Annotated in this window: 11 protein-coding genes; 5 read left to right on the top strand and 6 right to left on the bottom strand. The window is 72.7% G+C overall.

Features of this window, described 5'->3' with window-relative positions; translation table 11 throughout:
• The first annotated feature begins 208 nt into the window (after positions 1–208).
• Both ABZ371_RS18415 and ABZ371_RS18410 read left to right on the top strand, forming a co-directional pair.
• Complete coding sequence (locus ABZ371_RS18415; RefSeq protein WP_358680437.1) at positions 209–1,024, top strand: DsbA family protein; 816 nt, start codon at positions 209–211, stop codon at positions 1,022–1,024.
• A 169-nt stretch (positions 1,025–1,193) separates the two neighbouring features.
• Positions 1,194–2,861 carry an alkaline phosphatase D family protein gene (locus ABZ371_RS18410; protein WP_358680434.1) on the top strand — a complete coding sequence of 556 codons (1,668 nt, stop codon included), beginning with the start codon at positions 1,194–1,196 and terminating at the stop codon, positions 2,859–2,861.
• Positions 2,862–2,913: 52 nt separating this feature from the next.
• Here the strand turns inward: ABZ371_RS18410 and ABZ371_RS18405 are convergent, their stop codons facing one another.
• Positions 2,914–3,492 (bottom strand): dienelactone hydrolase family protein, encoded by a 579-nt coding sequence (locus tag ABZ371_RS18405; protein ID WP_358680431.1) that lies wholly within the window; start codon positions 3,490–3,492, stop codon positions 2,914–2,916.
• Positions 3,493–3,530: 38 nt separating this feature from the next.
• Here ABZ371_RS18405 and ABZ371_RS18400 point away from each other — a divergent pair, with 38 nt between their 5' ends.
• Positions 3,531–4,664 carry a mechanosensitive ion channel domain-containing protein gene (locus ABZ371_RS18400; protein ID WP_358680428.1) on the top strand — a complete coding sequence of 378 codons (1,134 nt, stop codon included), beginning with the start codon at positions 3,531–3,533 and terminating at the stop codon, positions 4,662–4,664.
• A 38-nt stretch (positions 4,665–4,702) separates the two neighbouring features.
• Here the strand turns inward: ABZ371_RS18400 and ABZ371_RS18395 are convergent, their stop codons facing one another.
• The 5 genes from ABZ371_RS18395 to ABZ371_RS18375 form a co-directional block, all read right to left on the bottom strand.
• On the bottom strand, positions 4,703–6,289 hold the full coding sequence (locus ABZ371_RS18395) for a Na+/H+ antiporter (RefSeq protein ID WP_358680425.1): 1,587 nt from the start codon (positions 6,287–6,289) through the stop codon (positions 4,703–4,705).
• A 113-nt stretch (positions 6,290–6,402) separates the two neighbouring features.
• Positions 6,403–6,879, bottom strand: coding sequence for a GNAT family N-acetyltransferase (locus ABZ371_RS18390; protein ID WP_358680422.1), 477 nt, complete (start codon positions 6,877–6,879; stop codon positions 6,403–6,405).
• The gene (locus ABZ371_RS18385; protein WP_358680419.1) at positions 6,876–7,817 is read right to left on the bottom strand and encodes an RluA family pseudouridine synthase; all 942 of its coding nucleotides are present in this window, start codon (positions 7,815–7,817) and stop codon (positions 6,876–6,878) included. Before ABZ371_RS18385 ends, ABZ371_RS18390 begins: the two co-directional genes overlap by 4 nt.
• A gap of 23 nt (positions 7,818–7,840) precedes the next feature.
• The gene (lspA, locus tag ABZ371_RS18380; RefSeq protein WP_358680417.1) at positions 7,841–8,440 is read right to left on the bottom strand and encodes a signal peptidase II; all 600 of its coding nucleotides are present in this window, start codon (positions 8,438–8,440) and stop codon (positions 7,841–7,843) included.
• 57 nt (positions 8,441–8,497) lie between these two features.
• Complete coding sequence (locus ABZ371_RS18375; RefSeq protein WP_358680414.1) at positions 8,498–9,283, bottom strand: TraR/DksA C4-type zinc finger protein; 786 nt, start codon at positions 9,281–9,283, stop codon at positions 8,498–8,500.
• A 568-nt stretch (positions 9,284–9,851) separates the two neighbouring features.
• Here ABZ371_RS18375 and ileS point away from each other — a divergent pair.
• Together ileS and ABZ371_RS18365 are read left to right on the top strand one after the other, a co-directional pair.
• Complete coding sequence (gene ileS / locus ABZ371_RS18370; protein ID WP_358680411.1) at positions 9,852–13,001, top strand: isoleucine--tRNA ligase; 3,150 nt, start codon at positions 9,852–9,854, stop codon at positions 12,999–13,001.
• Positions 13,002–13,199: 198 nt separating this feature from the next.
• Positions 13,200–14,318, top strand: a complete 1,119-nt coding sequence (locus ABZ371_RS18365; protein WP_358680408.1) for an inositol-3-phosphate synthase — start codon at positions 13,200–13,202, stop codon at positions 14,316–14,318.
• The last annotated feature ends 90 nt before the right edge of the window (positions 14,319–14,408 follow it).

Raw genomic sequence — 14,408 nt, 5'->3', positions numbered from 1 at the left:
AGCGCGGCCGTCACCGCGACCGCGCCCGCCCGGGACGTGGCCGTCGACGGACGGGCTGCGGAAATCTCTGCGGTGACGGCCATCGTGCTACTTCGCCGCCCGGCTGCTCGTGCACTGCGTGGGGCGCAGAGGGCCTCCGGGATCCGTCGGCGCCACCGCCTGATCCCCGGCAGAACCCCGAGCCACCCCACCGTCACGGAGTATCCCCATGAGCAAGCGCAACAGCCAGGCCCACAAGTCCGCCGCCCGCGAGCGGCTGCGCGAGGAGCGCGAGCGTCAGGCCAGGAAGGACAGGACCCGCAAGCAGATCATCGTCGGCGTCTCGGTCGTCGCCGTCCTCGCGATCGCCGGAGCCGTCAGCTACGGCGTGATGCAGCTGAACAAGCCCTCCGCCTGGGAGGCCGCGGCCGACGCGAAGAACGTCACCGCCCCCAAGAACACCTCGGGCGACGACGGCACGACCGTCGTGATCGGCAAGTCGAGCGCCAAGAAGACCCTCGAGCTGTACGAGGACTCCCGCTGCCCGATCTGCGCCACGTTCGAGCAGACCGTCGGCGAGACGGTCGCGAAGGACGTCGAGGCCGGCAAGTACAAGATCAAGTACGTGGGCGCGACGTTCATCGACAACTCCGACAGCGGCGAGGGCTCCAAGAACGCCCTGAGCGCCCTCGGCGCGGCGCTCGACGTGAGCCCGGAGGCGTTCCTGGACTACAAGGCGGCGCTGTACTCCGCGAAGTACCACCCCGAGGAGACGAGCGACAAGTTCGCCGAGGACGACTACCTGATCGAGGTGGCGGACACCGTGGACGCGCTGAAGGGCAACGCCGCGTTCAGGAAGGCCGTCGAGGACGGTACGTACGACGCCTGGGCCATGAAGATGTCCAAGGCCTTCGACAAGAGCGGCGTCCAGGGCACGCCGACGCTCAAGATGGACGGCGAGACCGTCACCGCCGAGGGCAGCAAGAACGCTCCGATGACGGTGGCCGAGTTCGACGCGGCGATCACGAAGGCCCTGAAGGGCTGACCCCGCCCCCGCGGGCGGCCGGCGGCCCTCGGCTCCGGCGGCCCGCCGGGAGGACTCGCGGCCCCAGGGGGTACGGCAGCGTAAGTGCGGGCGCCGTCCGGCCGACGGACGGGCGAACTTCCTCCGTTCGCCCGTCCGTGCGCCCTACGCGCCAGTAGGGTGCTCGTCCGTGACCAGACGAGACCTCCTTGCCTCCCCCAGCCGCCGCACGGTCGTCAAGGCCGCGGCCGCCACCGCGGTAGCCGCCCCCGTGCTCGCCGCCACCACCAGCGCCCGCGCCGCCGACGGCCCGGCCTTCCTGCACGGCGTCGCCTCCGGCGACCCCCTGCCCGACGGTGTACTCCTGTGGACCCGCGTCACCCCCGCCCCGGAGGCCGTGCCCGGCTCGGGCCTCGGCGCCGACACGGCGGTGATCTGGGAGATCGCCGAGGACAGTGCCTTCTCCCGGGTCACCGCCCGCGGCACCGCCGTCGCGCGGGCCGGCACCGACCACACCGTCAAGGCCGACGTGCGGGGACTGCGCCCGGCGACGACGTACTGGTTCCGCTTCGCGGCGGCGCCCGGCGGACCGGAGGGCGGGCAGGGGGTCCTCTCGCCCGTGGGCCGCACCCGCACGGCGCCCGCCACCGGTGCGGCCGTCCCCGGGATCCGCTTCGGCGTGGTCTCCTGCGCGAACTGGGAGGCCGGCTGGTTCTCCCCCTACCGCCACCTCGCGGCCCGCCGCGACCTGGACGCCGTCCTGCATCTGGGCGACTACATCTACGAGTACGCGTCGGGGGGCTACCCGACGCGGGACACCGTCGTGCGCCCGCACGCCCCGCTCCACGAGATCCTGACCCTCGCCGACTACCGCACCCGGCACGGCACGTACAAGACGGACAGCGACCTCCAGGCGCTGCACGCCGCCCACCCCGTGATCGCCATCTGGGACGACCACGAGTTCGCCAACGACGCCTGGTCCGGCGGAGCCGAGAACCACACCCCGGGCACGGAGGGCGCGTGGGGGGCCAGGATGGCCGCGGCGAAGCAGGCGTACTTCGAGTGGATGCCGGTGCGCGCCTCCACCGAGGGCACCGTCTACCGGCGGCTGAACTTCGGGAACCTGGCCGAGCTGCACCTCCTGGACCTGCGCAGCTTCCGCTCCGAGCAGGCCTCCATAGGCGACGGCGCCGTCGACGACCCCGAGCGCTCCATCACCGGCCGGGCGCAGCTGGACTGGCTGAAGGCCGGTCTGGCGGCGTCGGACGCCACCTGGAAGCTCGTCGGCACCTCGGTGATGATCTCGCCGGTCGCCTTCGGCGCCCTGCCGGCCCATCTGCTGGCACCGCTCGCCGAGCTGCTCGGGCTTCCCGCCGAAGGGCTCGCGGTCAACGTCGACCAGTGGGACGGCTACACGGACGACCGCAGGGAGCTGATCGCGCACCTGCGGGAGCGGTCGGTCAGGAACACCGTCTTCCTGACCGGCGACATCCACATGGCCTGGGCCAACGACGTGCCCGTGAAGGCGGCGACGTACCCGCTGTCGGCGTCCGCGGCCGCCGAGTTCGTGGTGACGTCGGTGACGTCCGACAACCTGGACGACATCCTGCGGGTCGCCCCGCAGACGGTCTCCGTGGTCGCCGCCGCGGCGGTGCAGGCGGCCAACCGCCACGTGAAGTGGGTCGACCTGGACTCGCACGGCTACGGCGTCCTGGACGTGACCGCCGAGCGCTCGCAGATGGACTACTACGTGGTCTCGGACAAGACCAGGAAGGACGCCACGGCGTCCTGGGCGCGCTCCTACCGCACGCGCAACGGCACGCAGAGGGTCGAGCGGGCCGACGCCCCCGTCCGCTGACCCCCCGGGCCCCGCACCCCCGGGCGGGGCCCCGGTCCGGCTGCCCGCCCGGCTACAGCGTGGCGAGGAATCCGAGGGAGACCTTCCAGGCCAGTTCGGCCGAGGCCTCGTCGTGGTCCGGCAGCTCCGGGTCGGTGAACAGGTGCCCGGCCCCCCGGTAGCGGTAGACCTCCACGTCCGCACCGGCGCGCTGCATCTGGAGGTACCAGCTGTTCAGCCAGTCGGCCGTCTCGTACGGATCGGGGTCGGCGACGTGCAGCTGCACGGGCAGCTCGTCCACGGAGGCGTTCTCCGCGATGTCCGAGGTGCCGTGGAGCATCAGCAGCCCGCGGGCCTGCGCGTCGCCGAGCGCCAGGGTCTGCGCCACCGACGCGCCGAACGAGAAGCCCGCGTACACGAGGCCCTGGTCGGAGTAGGGGGCGGCGGCCAGGACGGCACGCTTGAGCAGCTCGTCCTTGCCCACCTGGTCCCTGAAGGCCATGGCCTCCTCGACCGTGTCGAAGGTGTGCCCCTCGAAGAGATCGGGCACGCGCACCTCGTGCCCGGCCGCACGCAGCCGGTCGGCAGCCCCGTGCACGGCGGGCCGCAGACCGTAGGTCGAGTGGAAAAGCATGATGTTCATGCGTCCCATGGTGCCAGCTGTGCCCCTGACTCCTGGAGGACCACGGAATGGAGAACGTACTGCGACCGCTGCTCGTGCTGGGCGGTTCGCTGGCTGTCACCCTGTTGCTGGGGTGGCTGGTGGATCTTCTGCTCCGCCGGGCGGACAGCAGCCGGCGCCACGACACACCGCTGTGGGGGTTGCTGCGGCTCTGCCGCCCCCCGCTGCAGGTGGTCCTGTGCACCGCCCTGCTGCGGGCCAGTTACGGCCAGATCCGGCTCCACGCCGTGCGGGACCACCGCGGGGCGATCGGCCAGGTCCTGACGCTGGTGCTGATCGCGGCCTCCGCCTGGCTGGTGGTGCGGGTGGCCGCCACCGTCGTGGACTCCACGTACGCCCGCTACGCGGCGGCCACCCGCGACCCGGCCCGGGTGCGCCGGGTCCGCACACAGGTCACGCTCATCCAGCGCGTGGTCACCGCGGTCGTCACGACGGTCGCGGTCGCCGCGATGCTGCTGACCTTCCCGGCGATGCGCACGGTCGGCACGTCGATGCTCGCCTCGGCCGGCGTCCTCGGCATCGTCGCCGGTATCGCGGCCCAGTCCACGCTGGGCAACCTCTTCGCCGGGTTCCAGATCGCCTTCGGCGACATGGTCCGCCTCGGCGACACGGTGGTCGTGGACGGCGAGTGGGGCACCGTGGACGAGATCACGCTCACCTTCCTGACGGTGCGCACCTGGGACGAGCGACGGATCACCATGCCCGTGTCGTACTTCACGAGCCAGCCCTTCGAGAACTGGTCGCGCGGTGGTGCCCAGATGACCGGCACGGTCTTCTTCCAGCTCGACCACTCCGCGCCCATCGCCGCGATGCGCGAGCGGCTGCGCGACATCCTCGGCGACTGCGCCGCCTGGGACGGTCGCGACTGGTCCCTGGCCGTGACGGACACCACCCCCACGACGATCGAGGTGCGGGCCGTGGTCACCGCGAAGGACGCCGACGACATCTGGACCGTGCGGTGTGCCGTGCGGGAGCAGCTGATCGGCTGGCTCCGGGACCAGCACCCGTACGCCCTGCCGCGCGTCGTGACGGCCCAGGCGGCGGTCCCGCCGGCCGACCGGTGGCCCGGGCTCGACGGCTCGGACACCAACCGGGTGCCCGCACCGGGCAGCGCGGCCGCCCCCCGCACGGGCCGCGGCTGAACCGCACGGGCCGCGGCCGGACGAGTCCGGTGGGACGCTCAGCGCAGGCTGCGCACGTCCAGGTACCGGAGCACCCGGTCGACGACCTCCGGGTCCGAGCCCGGCTCGTTGCGGGCGGCGAGCACCTCGTGCCGGGCCGCCGAGAGCATCTCGCGCTGCACCCGGCTGACCGCCCGGAACCGCTCGGCGCGCTGCGCGTAGGCCTCACGCCGTTCCTCGTCGACCATGTCCGGGCTGATCCGGGCCCCGATGTCGTACGCGGCGCGCTGCAGCCGCTCCAGCACCTCGTCGGGGAAGTCCTCGTCGGTCTGGACCTCCTTGAGCCGCTGCTTGGCGGCCTTCGCCGCGCGGACGGCGAGATCGTGCTCCAATGCCTGCTCGGCCTGGGTGTCCGCACGCACACCCAGCGTGCGCACGAGCCACGGAAGGGTCAGGCCCTGCACGACGAGGGTGGCCATGACGACGGCGAAGGCGATGAAGACGATCTCGTCCCGGCCGGGGAACGGCCTGCCGTCGTCGGTCTCCAGCGGGATGGCGAGGGCCAGTGCGACCGAGGCCACACCGCGCATCCCGGCCCACCACATGACGACGGTCTCCCGCCAGCTGGTGGGGATCTCCTCGCTGTAGTCGCGCAGGGTGTGCAGCCGCTTGGCCAGCCAGGTCGCGGGCAGCAGCCACAGGAGGCGGACGCCGACGACGACCGCGACGATCGCGAGGCCCCAGCCGAGCAGCCGCAGCTCCCGCCCGTCGGCGGTCCCGAAGACGCTGTGCAGTTCGAGGCCGATCAGGCCGAAGGCGACACCGGTGACGAGCGTGTCGACGATGTTCCAGAAGGACCGGCCGGTGAGCCGGCCGAGGACGTCGTCGGCGTCCGCGGTGTGCTCGGCGAGGAAGAGGGCCGTGGTGAGGACGGCGAGCACGCCGGACCCCATCAGCTCCTCGGCCAGCACGTAACTCGCGAACGGCACGAGCAGGGTCAGGCCGACCTGGAGGGTGGCGTCGCCCAGCAGGCCCATCAGCTTGATGGTCAGCCAGCCGAGCACCAGGCCCACCACGACGGCGACGACGGCGGACAGGACGAGCAGGCCGAACGCGGCGGGCAGGGAGAACGTGCCGCTCACGGCGGCGGCGATCGCCACGTGGTAGAGCACGATGGCCGTGACGTCGTTGAACAGCCCCTCGCCCTCCAGGATCGACACGAGCCTGCGCGGCAGGCCGACGGAGCCCGCCACGGCCGTCGCCGCGACCGGGTCCGGCGGGGCCACGAGGGCGCCCAGGGCGACCGCCGCGGCGATCGGCAGCCCGGGGACGATCGCGTCGGCGACCGCGGCGACGGCCGCCGTCGTGACGAAGACGAGGGCGACCGCGAGCAGGAAGATGGGCCGTTTGTTCGCCGCGAACTGCCGCCACGAGGTGCGCTGCACGGAGGCGTACAGGAGCGGGGGCAGCAGGGCGGGAAGGATGATCTCCGGCGGGATGTCCACGTCGGGGACGAAACTGGCGAACGCCATGCCGATGCCGGCGAGCGTCATCAGCACCGGGGCGGGCAGACCCAGGCGCTCCCCCAGCGGCACCGTGACCACCGCTCCGAGCAGCAGCGTGAGCAGCAGTGCCAGTTGGTCCACGATGTGCCTTCCGCGGCGCGCCCGGACCCGGGGGCCCGGTGATCAGCAGGTCAGGCCCTCAAGCCTGCCATGCCGGGATGCGGGGAGCGCACGCCCCCCGGGCGCGGCGCACGTCACAGCGCGCGGCGCATGGCCCGGTGCGGAATGCCGGCGTCCGGGAACTCCGGACCGTAGGCCACGTAGCCGAGCCGCTCGTAGAAGCCGAGCGCGTGTGTCTGGGCGTGCAGGTCGACGCCGGTCAGGCCGAGCGTGCGCGCCTCCCGCTCGATAGCGCGGACGAGCGCGGCACCGACGCCGAGGCCGCGGGCCCCGCGGGTCACGGCGAGCCTGCCGAGCGAGCCGACGGTGAGGTCGCCGCCGGTCCTGCCGGCCGCCGCCGCGCCGTGGAGGAGCCGGCCCGTGCCGAGGCCCGAGCCGTCCTCGGCGACGGCCAGGACGTGCACCGCCGTGGCGTCGTGGGCGTCGTACTCGATCTCCTCGGGCACCCGCTGCTCGCCGACGAAGACGTCCTTGCGTATCCGGAAGCAGGCGGCGAGGTCGCTGTCGCCGACGGCCCGGCGCGTGCTGTACGGGGTCGTGCCGGGCTTCATTCGCTCTCCGCCGCGATGGTGTCGAGGGCGTGCTGGAGGTCGTCGGGGTAGGTGCTGGAGAACTCGACCCAGGAGCCGTCGGCGGGGTGCTCGAAGCCGAGGCGGACCGCGTGCAGCCACTGCCGGGTCAGGCCGAGGCGTTTGGCCATCGTCGGGTCGGCGCCGTAGGTGAGGTCGCCCGCGCACGGGTGGCGGTGGGCGGACATGTGGACCCGGATCTGGTGGGTGCGGCCCGTCTCCAGCTTGATGTCGAGCAGGCTGGCCGCGCGGTAGGCCTCGATGAGGTCGTAGTGCGTCACGGAGGGCTTGCCCTCCGCGGTGACGGCCCACTTGTAGTCGTGCTGCGGGTGGCGCCCGATGGGGGCGTCGATGGTGCCGCTCATGGGATCCGGGTGGCCCTGGACCAGCGCGTGGTACTTCTTCTCGACCACGCGGTCCCGGAACTGGGCCTTGAGCAGTGTGTAGGCCCGCTCCGACTTGGCGACGACCATCAGGCCGGAGGTGCCGACGTCCAGCCGGTGCACGATGCCCTGGCGCTCGGCCGCGCCCGAGGTCGAGATGCGGTAGCCGGCCGCGGCGAGGCCGCCGATGACGGTGGTGCCGGTCCAGCCCGGGCTGGGGTGGGCGGCGACACCGACCGGCTTCATGATGACGACGATGTCGTCGTCGTCGTGCACGATCTCCATGCCCTCGACGGGCTCGGCGACGACCTGGACCGGAGCGGGTGCCTGCGGCATCTCCACTTCCAGCCAGGCACCGCCGTGCACCCGCTCGGACTTCCCGGCCACCGCACCGTCCACCTGGACCTTCCCGGCAGCGGCCAGCTCGGCGGCCTTGGTGCGGGAGAAACCGAACATCCGGGAGATGGCGGCGTCGACACGCTCGCCCTCCAGGCCGTCCGGAACGGGCAGGGTGCGGACCTCGGGATACGTACTCACCCGTCGAGTATGCCTTGCGCCCGCTAGTCCTTGTGCACGGTGCCGTCGGGGTCCAGGCCCTTGAAGGAGAGGATGACGATGAGGATCCCGCCGCACACGATCGCGGAGTCGGCGAGGTTGAAGACGGCGAAGTGCGCGGGGGCGATGAAGTCGACCACCGCGCCTTCGAACACTCCGGGCGCGCGGAAGACGCGGTCGGTGAGATTGCCGAGCGCTCCCCCGAGCAGCAGGCCGAGGGCGATGGCCCACGGCAGGCTGTACAGCTTGCGGGCGAGGCGCGCGATGACGACGATCACGCCGGCCGCGATGACGGTGAAGATCACGGTGAACGCCTCACCGAAGCCGAAGGCGGCGCCCGCGTTCCGGATGGCGTCGAGCTTCAGCCAGTCGCCGAGGATCTCGACGGGCTCCTGGTGCTCCAGCTTCGCGACCACGACCATCTTGCTGGCCAGGTCCAGGAGGTAGGCCAGCACGGCCACGCCGAGGAGCACGAGGATCTTCTTCTTCCCGCCCCGGCCGCCGGCCGGCCCGGTCTCCTCGGCGGCCGGCCGGGACTCCGCCCCGTCAGCCCCCTCGGCGTCGGGGATGTCCGGCGTACCGATGATGCGCTCCGCCTCTGTCACGTGAGTCCCTCAACCTAGGTGCCTGACTGAGGACGAGGGTACGACACACCCGGGGGGTCAGCCCCGCCGCTCCTGCTTCTGCTTGTCCTCCACGCAGAGCGTGGCCCGGGGGAAGGCCTGCATCCGGGCCTTGCCGATCGGTTTGCCGCAGACCTCGCACAGGCCGTAGGTACCCGCGTCGAGCCGCGCCAGGGCGCGCTCGGTCTGCTCCAGCGTCTCCTGGGCGTGCGCCGCCAGCGACAGCTCGTGCTCGCGGGTGATGTTCTTCGTGCCGGTGTCCGCCTCGTCGTCACCGGCTCCGTCGCCGGAGTCCCGCATCAGTCCGGCCAGCGCCGCGCCGGACGCCTCCAGCTCGTCGCGCAGGCGCACGACCTCCCCGGTCAGCTCCGTGCGGGCCGCGGCGACCTCCTCGGAGGTCCAGGGGTCCTCGCCCGGCCTGACCGCCAGCTCCCCGGGGGGCGTGGCGGCGGCCCGGGCGGGCGGCACCGCGCCGGCACCGTCCTCCGGGACGGTCGTGGTCCGGCCGACACTCTTCTTGGCTGCCACCGTCTGGGCTCCTGTCTGCTCGGCGGCCTGCGCCGCCCCCGTCGCCTTCTTCGAAGCCTTCCTGGCCGGCTTCTTCCTGGTCGTGCTCTTCTTCGCCGTGCCCTCCCCGCCCGGCACGTCGTGCGCCGGGTCCGGATCGGCCGGTTCCTCCCCGGCCGGCGGACGGCCCGCCGTGTCACCGGCGTCCGCCCTTGCGGACGGCCCCTCCATGCTCGCCTCCGCGGGCGCCTCCCCGGCCGCCGCGACCGTGGAACTCTCGGACGCCGTTCTCGATACGGCGGTCTTCTTCGCCACCATGGCCGCGGCCCCTTCACATTTTGTGATCTTGCACGCGAATCGTGCTGGGACGATAAATCGGCCCCAGCTCCGCGGCAACGGGCCACGCCGCCGGTTCGCCCCCTCCCGTGGCCGGGCATCGGCGCACCTCCAAGCGTTGTGCCCAGCTCGCGGCCCGGTAATCCGCTCCCGGACACCCTCCGCGAACCGGTCCGCCGCCCCTGGCCATTCGGGTCACACGGCGCCCCGCGGACGAACCGGTCGGCCGTCGCCCGTACGGGCCCGTACACTGGCCGCAGCGAAAGGCATGGATGGGACGAGTAGCGTCGTACGCAGCCAGCAGCGACCCGGGGACGGTGGGAGCCCGGGGGCGAGCGCGCCGTGAAGATCACCCCGGAGCCGCCGGAAGAACGCTGTGGACCGTGGGCCCCGCCCGCGACCGCAAGGCCAGTAGAACCGGCATCGCGACCCCAATGAGGGGGCCGTCGGGCACACGCGCCGGGGGCCAAGGAGGGTGGTACCGCGGGAGCCGGTGACGGGTCTCGTCCCTCCGACGGAAGTGGAAGACGTCCGCCGGAGGAAGCCGCACATGACAACGCCGCAGTACCGCCAGGTGCCCGCCCAGGTCGACCTGCCCGCCCTCGAGCACGCCGTGCTCGACTTCTGGCGCGACAGCAAGGTCTTCGGCAAGAGCCTCCAGCAGTCCGAGGGGCGCCCCGAGTGGGTCTTCTACGAGGGCCCGCCCACCGCCAACGGCATGCCCGGGGCCCACCACATCGAGGCCCGCGTCTTCAAGGACGTCTTCCCGCGCTTCCGCACGATGCAGGGCTACCACGTCGGCCGCAAGGCCGGCTGGGACTGCCACGGCCTGCCGGTCGAGCTCGCGGTGGAGAAGGAGCTGGGCTTCAACGGCAAGAAGGACATCGAGGCGTACGGCATCGCCGAGTTCAACGCCCGGTGCCGCGAGTCCGTGACCCGCCACACCGACGCCTTCGCCGAGCTCACGACCCGCATGGGCTACTGGGTCGACCTGGACGACGCCTACCGCACCATGGACCCGGAGTACGTCGACTCCGTGTGGTGGTCGCTGAAGAAGATCTTCGACAAGGGCCTGCTGGTCCAGGACCACCGCGTCGCCCCGTGGTGCCCCCGCTGCGGCACGGGCCTCTCCGACCACGAGCTGGCCCAGGGCTACGAGACGGTCGTCGACCCGTCCGTCTTCGTCCGCTTCCCGCTGACGAGCGGCCCGCTGGCCGGCGAGGCCGCGCTGCTCGTCTGGACGACCACGCCGTGGACCCTGGTGTCGAACACGGCCGTCGCCGCCCACCCGGACGTCGACTACGTCGTCGCGACGGACGGCGGGGAGAAGCTGGTCGTCGCCCGTCCCCTGGTCGAGAAGGCGCTCGGCGAGGGCTGGGAGCTCACCGGTGAGTCGTTCACCGGCCGGGAGATGGAGCGCTGGACGTACGAGCGCCCGTTCCAGCTCGTGGAGTTCCCCGCCGAGGCGCACTACGTCGTCAACGCCGAGTACGTCACGACGGAGGACGGCACGGGTCTGGTCCACCAGTCCCCCGCCTTCGGCGCCGACGACCTCCTGGTCTGCCGCTCCTACGGCCTCCCGGTCGTGAACCCGGTCCGTCCCGACGGCACGTTCGAGGAGGACCTGCCGCTGGTCGGCGGCGTCTTCTTCAAGAAGGCCGACGAGACCCTCACCGGTGACCTCGACGCCCGCGGCAAGCTCTTCCGCCACGTCCCCTACGAGCACAGCTACCCGCACTGCTGGCGCTGCCACACCGCGCTGCTGTACTACGCGCAGCCCTCCTGGTACATCCGCACGACCGCCGTCAAGGACCGGCTGCTCCAGGAGAACGAGAAGACCAACTGGTTCCCCGACTCGGTCAAGAACGGCCGGTTCGGCGACTGGCTGAACAACAACGTCGACTGGGCGCTGTCGCGCAACCGCTACTGGGGCACTCCGCTGCCCATCTGGCGCTGCGAGGACGGCCACCTGACCTGTGTCGGCTCCCGCGCCGAGCTCACCGCGCTCACCGGCACCGACCGGTCGGAGCTGGACCCGCACCGCCCGTTCATCGACGAGATCACCTTCACCTGCACCCAGGAGAACTGCCAACTGGAGGCGTACCGCGTCCCCGAGGTGATCGACGCCTGGTACGACTCGGGTTCGATGCCGTTCGCGCAGTGGGGCTACCCGTACAAGAACAAGGAGATCTTCGAGAGCCGCTACCCGGCGCAGTTCATCTCGGAGGCCATCGACCAGACCCGCGGCTGGTTCTACACGCTGATGGCGGTCGGCACCCTCGTCTTCGACGAGTCCAGTTACGAGAACGTCGTGTGCCTCGGCCACATCCTCGCCGAAGACGGCCGCAAGATGTCCAAGCACCTGGGCAACATCCTGCAGCCGATCCCCCTCATGGACCAGCACGGCGCCGACGCGGTGCGGTGGTTCATGGCGGCGGGCGGCTCTCCCTGGGCGGCGCGGCGCGTGGGCCACGGCACGATCCAGGAGGTCGTCCGCAAGACCCTCCTGACGTACTGGAACACGGTCGCCTTCCAGGCCCTGTACGCCCGTACGTCCGGGTGGGCGCCCTCGGCCGCCGACCCGGCGCCCGCGGAGCGCACGGTCCTGGACCGCTGGCTGCTGGGCGAGCTGGGCACCCTGGTGGACCAGGTCACGCAGGCGCTGGAGGGCTACGACACCCAGCGCGCCGGCAAGCTGCTCTCCGCGTTCGTCGACGACCTGTCCAACTGGTACGTACGCCGCTCCCGCCGCCGCTTCTGGCAGGGCGACAAGGCGGCGCTGCGCACCCTGCACGAGGTCGTGGAGACGGTCACCCGGCTGATGGCCCCGCTGACCCCGTTCATCACGGAGCGGGTCTGGCAGGACCTGGTCGTCCCGGTCACCCCGGACGCCCCGGAGTCGGTCCACCTCTCCTCCTGGCCGGCGGCGGACCCGGCGACGGCCGACCCGGCGCTGTCCGCGCAGATGGCGCTGGTGCGCCGCCTGGTGGAGCTCGGCCGGGCCACCCGCGCCGAGTCGGGCGTCAAGACCCGCCAGCCCCTGTCGCGGGCCCTGGTCGCGGCGGCGGGCTTCGAGTCGCTCACGCCGGAGCTGCGCGCCCAGATCACGGAGGAGCTGAACGTCGCCTCGCTGGCCTCGCTCTCGGAGGTCGGTGGCTCACTGGTCGACACCACGGCCAAGGCGAACTTCCGCGCCCTGGGCAAGCGGTTCGGCAAGGGCGTCCAGGCGGTGGCCAAGGCCGTCGCGGAGGCCGACGCCGCGGCGCTCTCCCTGGCACTGCGCGAGGGCACGGCGTCGGTCGAGGTCGACGGCGAGCGGGTCGCTCTCGCCCCCGACGAGGTCATCATCACGGAGACCCCGCGCGAGGGCTGGTCGGTCGCGTCCGACTCCGGCGCGACGGTCGCCCTGGACCTGGAGCTCACCCCGGAACTGCGGGCGGCGGGTCTGGCCCGTGACGCGATCCGGCTGATCCAGGAGGCGCGGAAGAACAGCGGGCTGGACGTGGCGGACCGCATCGCCGTCCGCTGGACCTCGTCCTCCCCCGCCACGGCCGAGGCACTGACCGCGCACGCCTCCCTCATCACGGACGAGGTGCTGGCCGTGGACTACGCGCAGGGCGAGGCCGACGACACCTACGGCACGCCCTTCGAGGACGAGGGCCTGGCCCTCACGTTCCGGCTGCGCAAGTCGGAGCGGTAACCCGCGGCACGGAGGGTTTGCCCCTTCCGCGCAAACCGAACCGGTGTGCGGGCAGCGCACCGAGGGCCCGGCCGGCACGGCGCGGCGGGGCGGCCGGGGGGGCAGCCGGCCCCGGCGGGCGCCGGGGGGGGGGGGGGGGGCCCGCGCCCCCCCCCCCACCGCCCTCCACCCCTCTTCATCCCCCCAGGGAGGCAGTCCGTGACCGCACAGGCCGTTCGTACCGGAGTCTGGTTCATCGGAGCCCGCGGCTCCGTCGCCACCACCGCCACCGCGGGGTGCGCCGCCGTCGCGGCGGGCCTGCACCCGGCGACCGGCATGGTCACCGAGACACCGCCCTTCGCAGGCAGCGGGCTGCCACCCCTGACCTCCCTCGTCTTCGGCGGACACGACACCCTCGACTGCCCGCTGCCCAAGCGGGCCGAAGCCCTCGCGGCCGGGGGAGTGCTGCCGCACGGGCTGCCCTCCGCCGTCCGGGCCGAACTCGCGGCGGCCGACGCGGAGATACGCACCGGCGGGCCCCTGCCCGGCGACACCCGCACCGACGAGGAGCTCGTCACCGCCTTCGCCACCGACCTCGACGACTTCACCCGGCGCCACGCACTGGCCCGTACGGTCGTCGTCAACGTCGCGTCGACCGAACCCGCGCCCGGCGCCGGGGACACCCGACTGCCCGCCAGTTCCCTCTACGCCGCTGCCGCCCTCCGGGCCGGCTGCGCCTACGCCAACTTCACTCCGTCCACCGGTCTGCACAGTCCGCACCTGCGTGACGCCGCCGCGTCCCGCGGGCTCCCCCACGCCGGGCGCGACGGCAAGACCGGCCAGACGCTGCTCCGCTCCGTCCTCGCCCCGATGTTCGTCCAGCGGGCGCTGGCGGTCCGCGCCTGGTCCGGCACGAACCTGCTCGGCGGCGGCGACGGGGCGGCACTGGCCGACCCGGCGGCCGCGGCGGCCAAGAACGCCGGCAAGGCGCGGGTGCTCGCCGACACACTCGGCGCCGCTCCCGAGGGCGAGGTGCACATCGACGACGTACCGGCGATGGGGGACTGGAAGACGGCCTGGGACCACATCGCCTTCGACGGCTTCCTCGGCTCGCGGATGGTCCTCCAGACCATCTGGCAGGGCTGCGACTCGGCCCTGGCCGCCCCCCTGGTCCTGGACCTCGCCCGGCTGCTGGCCCGCGCCCACGAGACCGGCCTGTCCGGGCCCCGGCCCGAACTCGGCTTCTACTTCAAGGACCCGGACGGCGGACCGGCCGGACTCCCCGAGCAGTACGCGGCACTGCTGGACTTCGCCGCACACCTGCGGACCGCCCGGTGAACCCGCCGCGGCTGCTCGACCCCGACCTGGTGGACTCCGCGCTGTCCGGACACGACCTGATCGTCCGTGAACTGGGTGCCACGGTGGTCG

It is taken from the genome of Streptomyces sp. NPDC005899, from assembly GCF_040629645.1.
In the GTDB taxonomy this organism is placed as follows: Bacteria; Actinomycetota; Actinomycetes; order Streptomycetales; family Streptomycetaceae; genus Streptomyces.
Note: the sequence above shows the minus strand (reverse complement) of the source record. Positions and strands in the feature narration are given on the sequence as shown.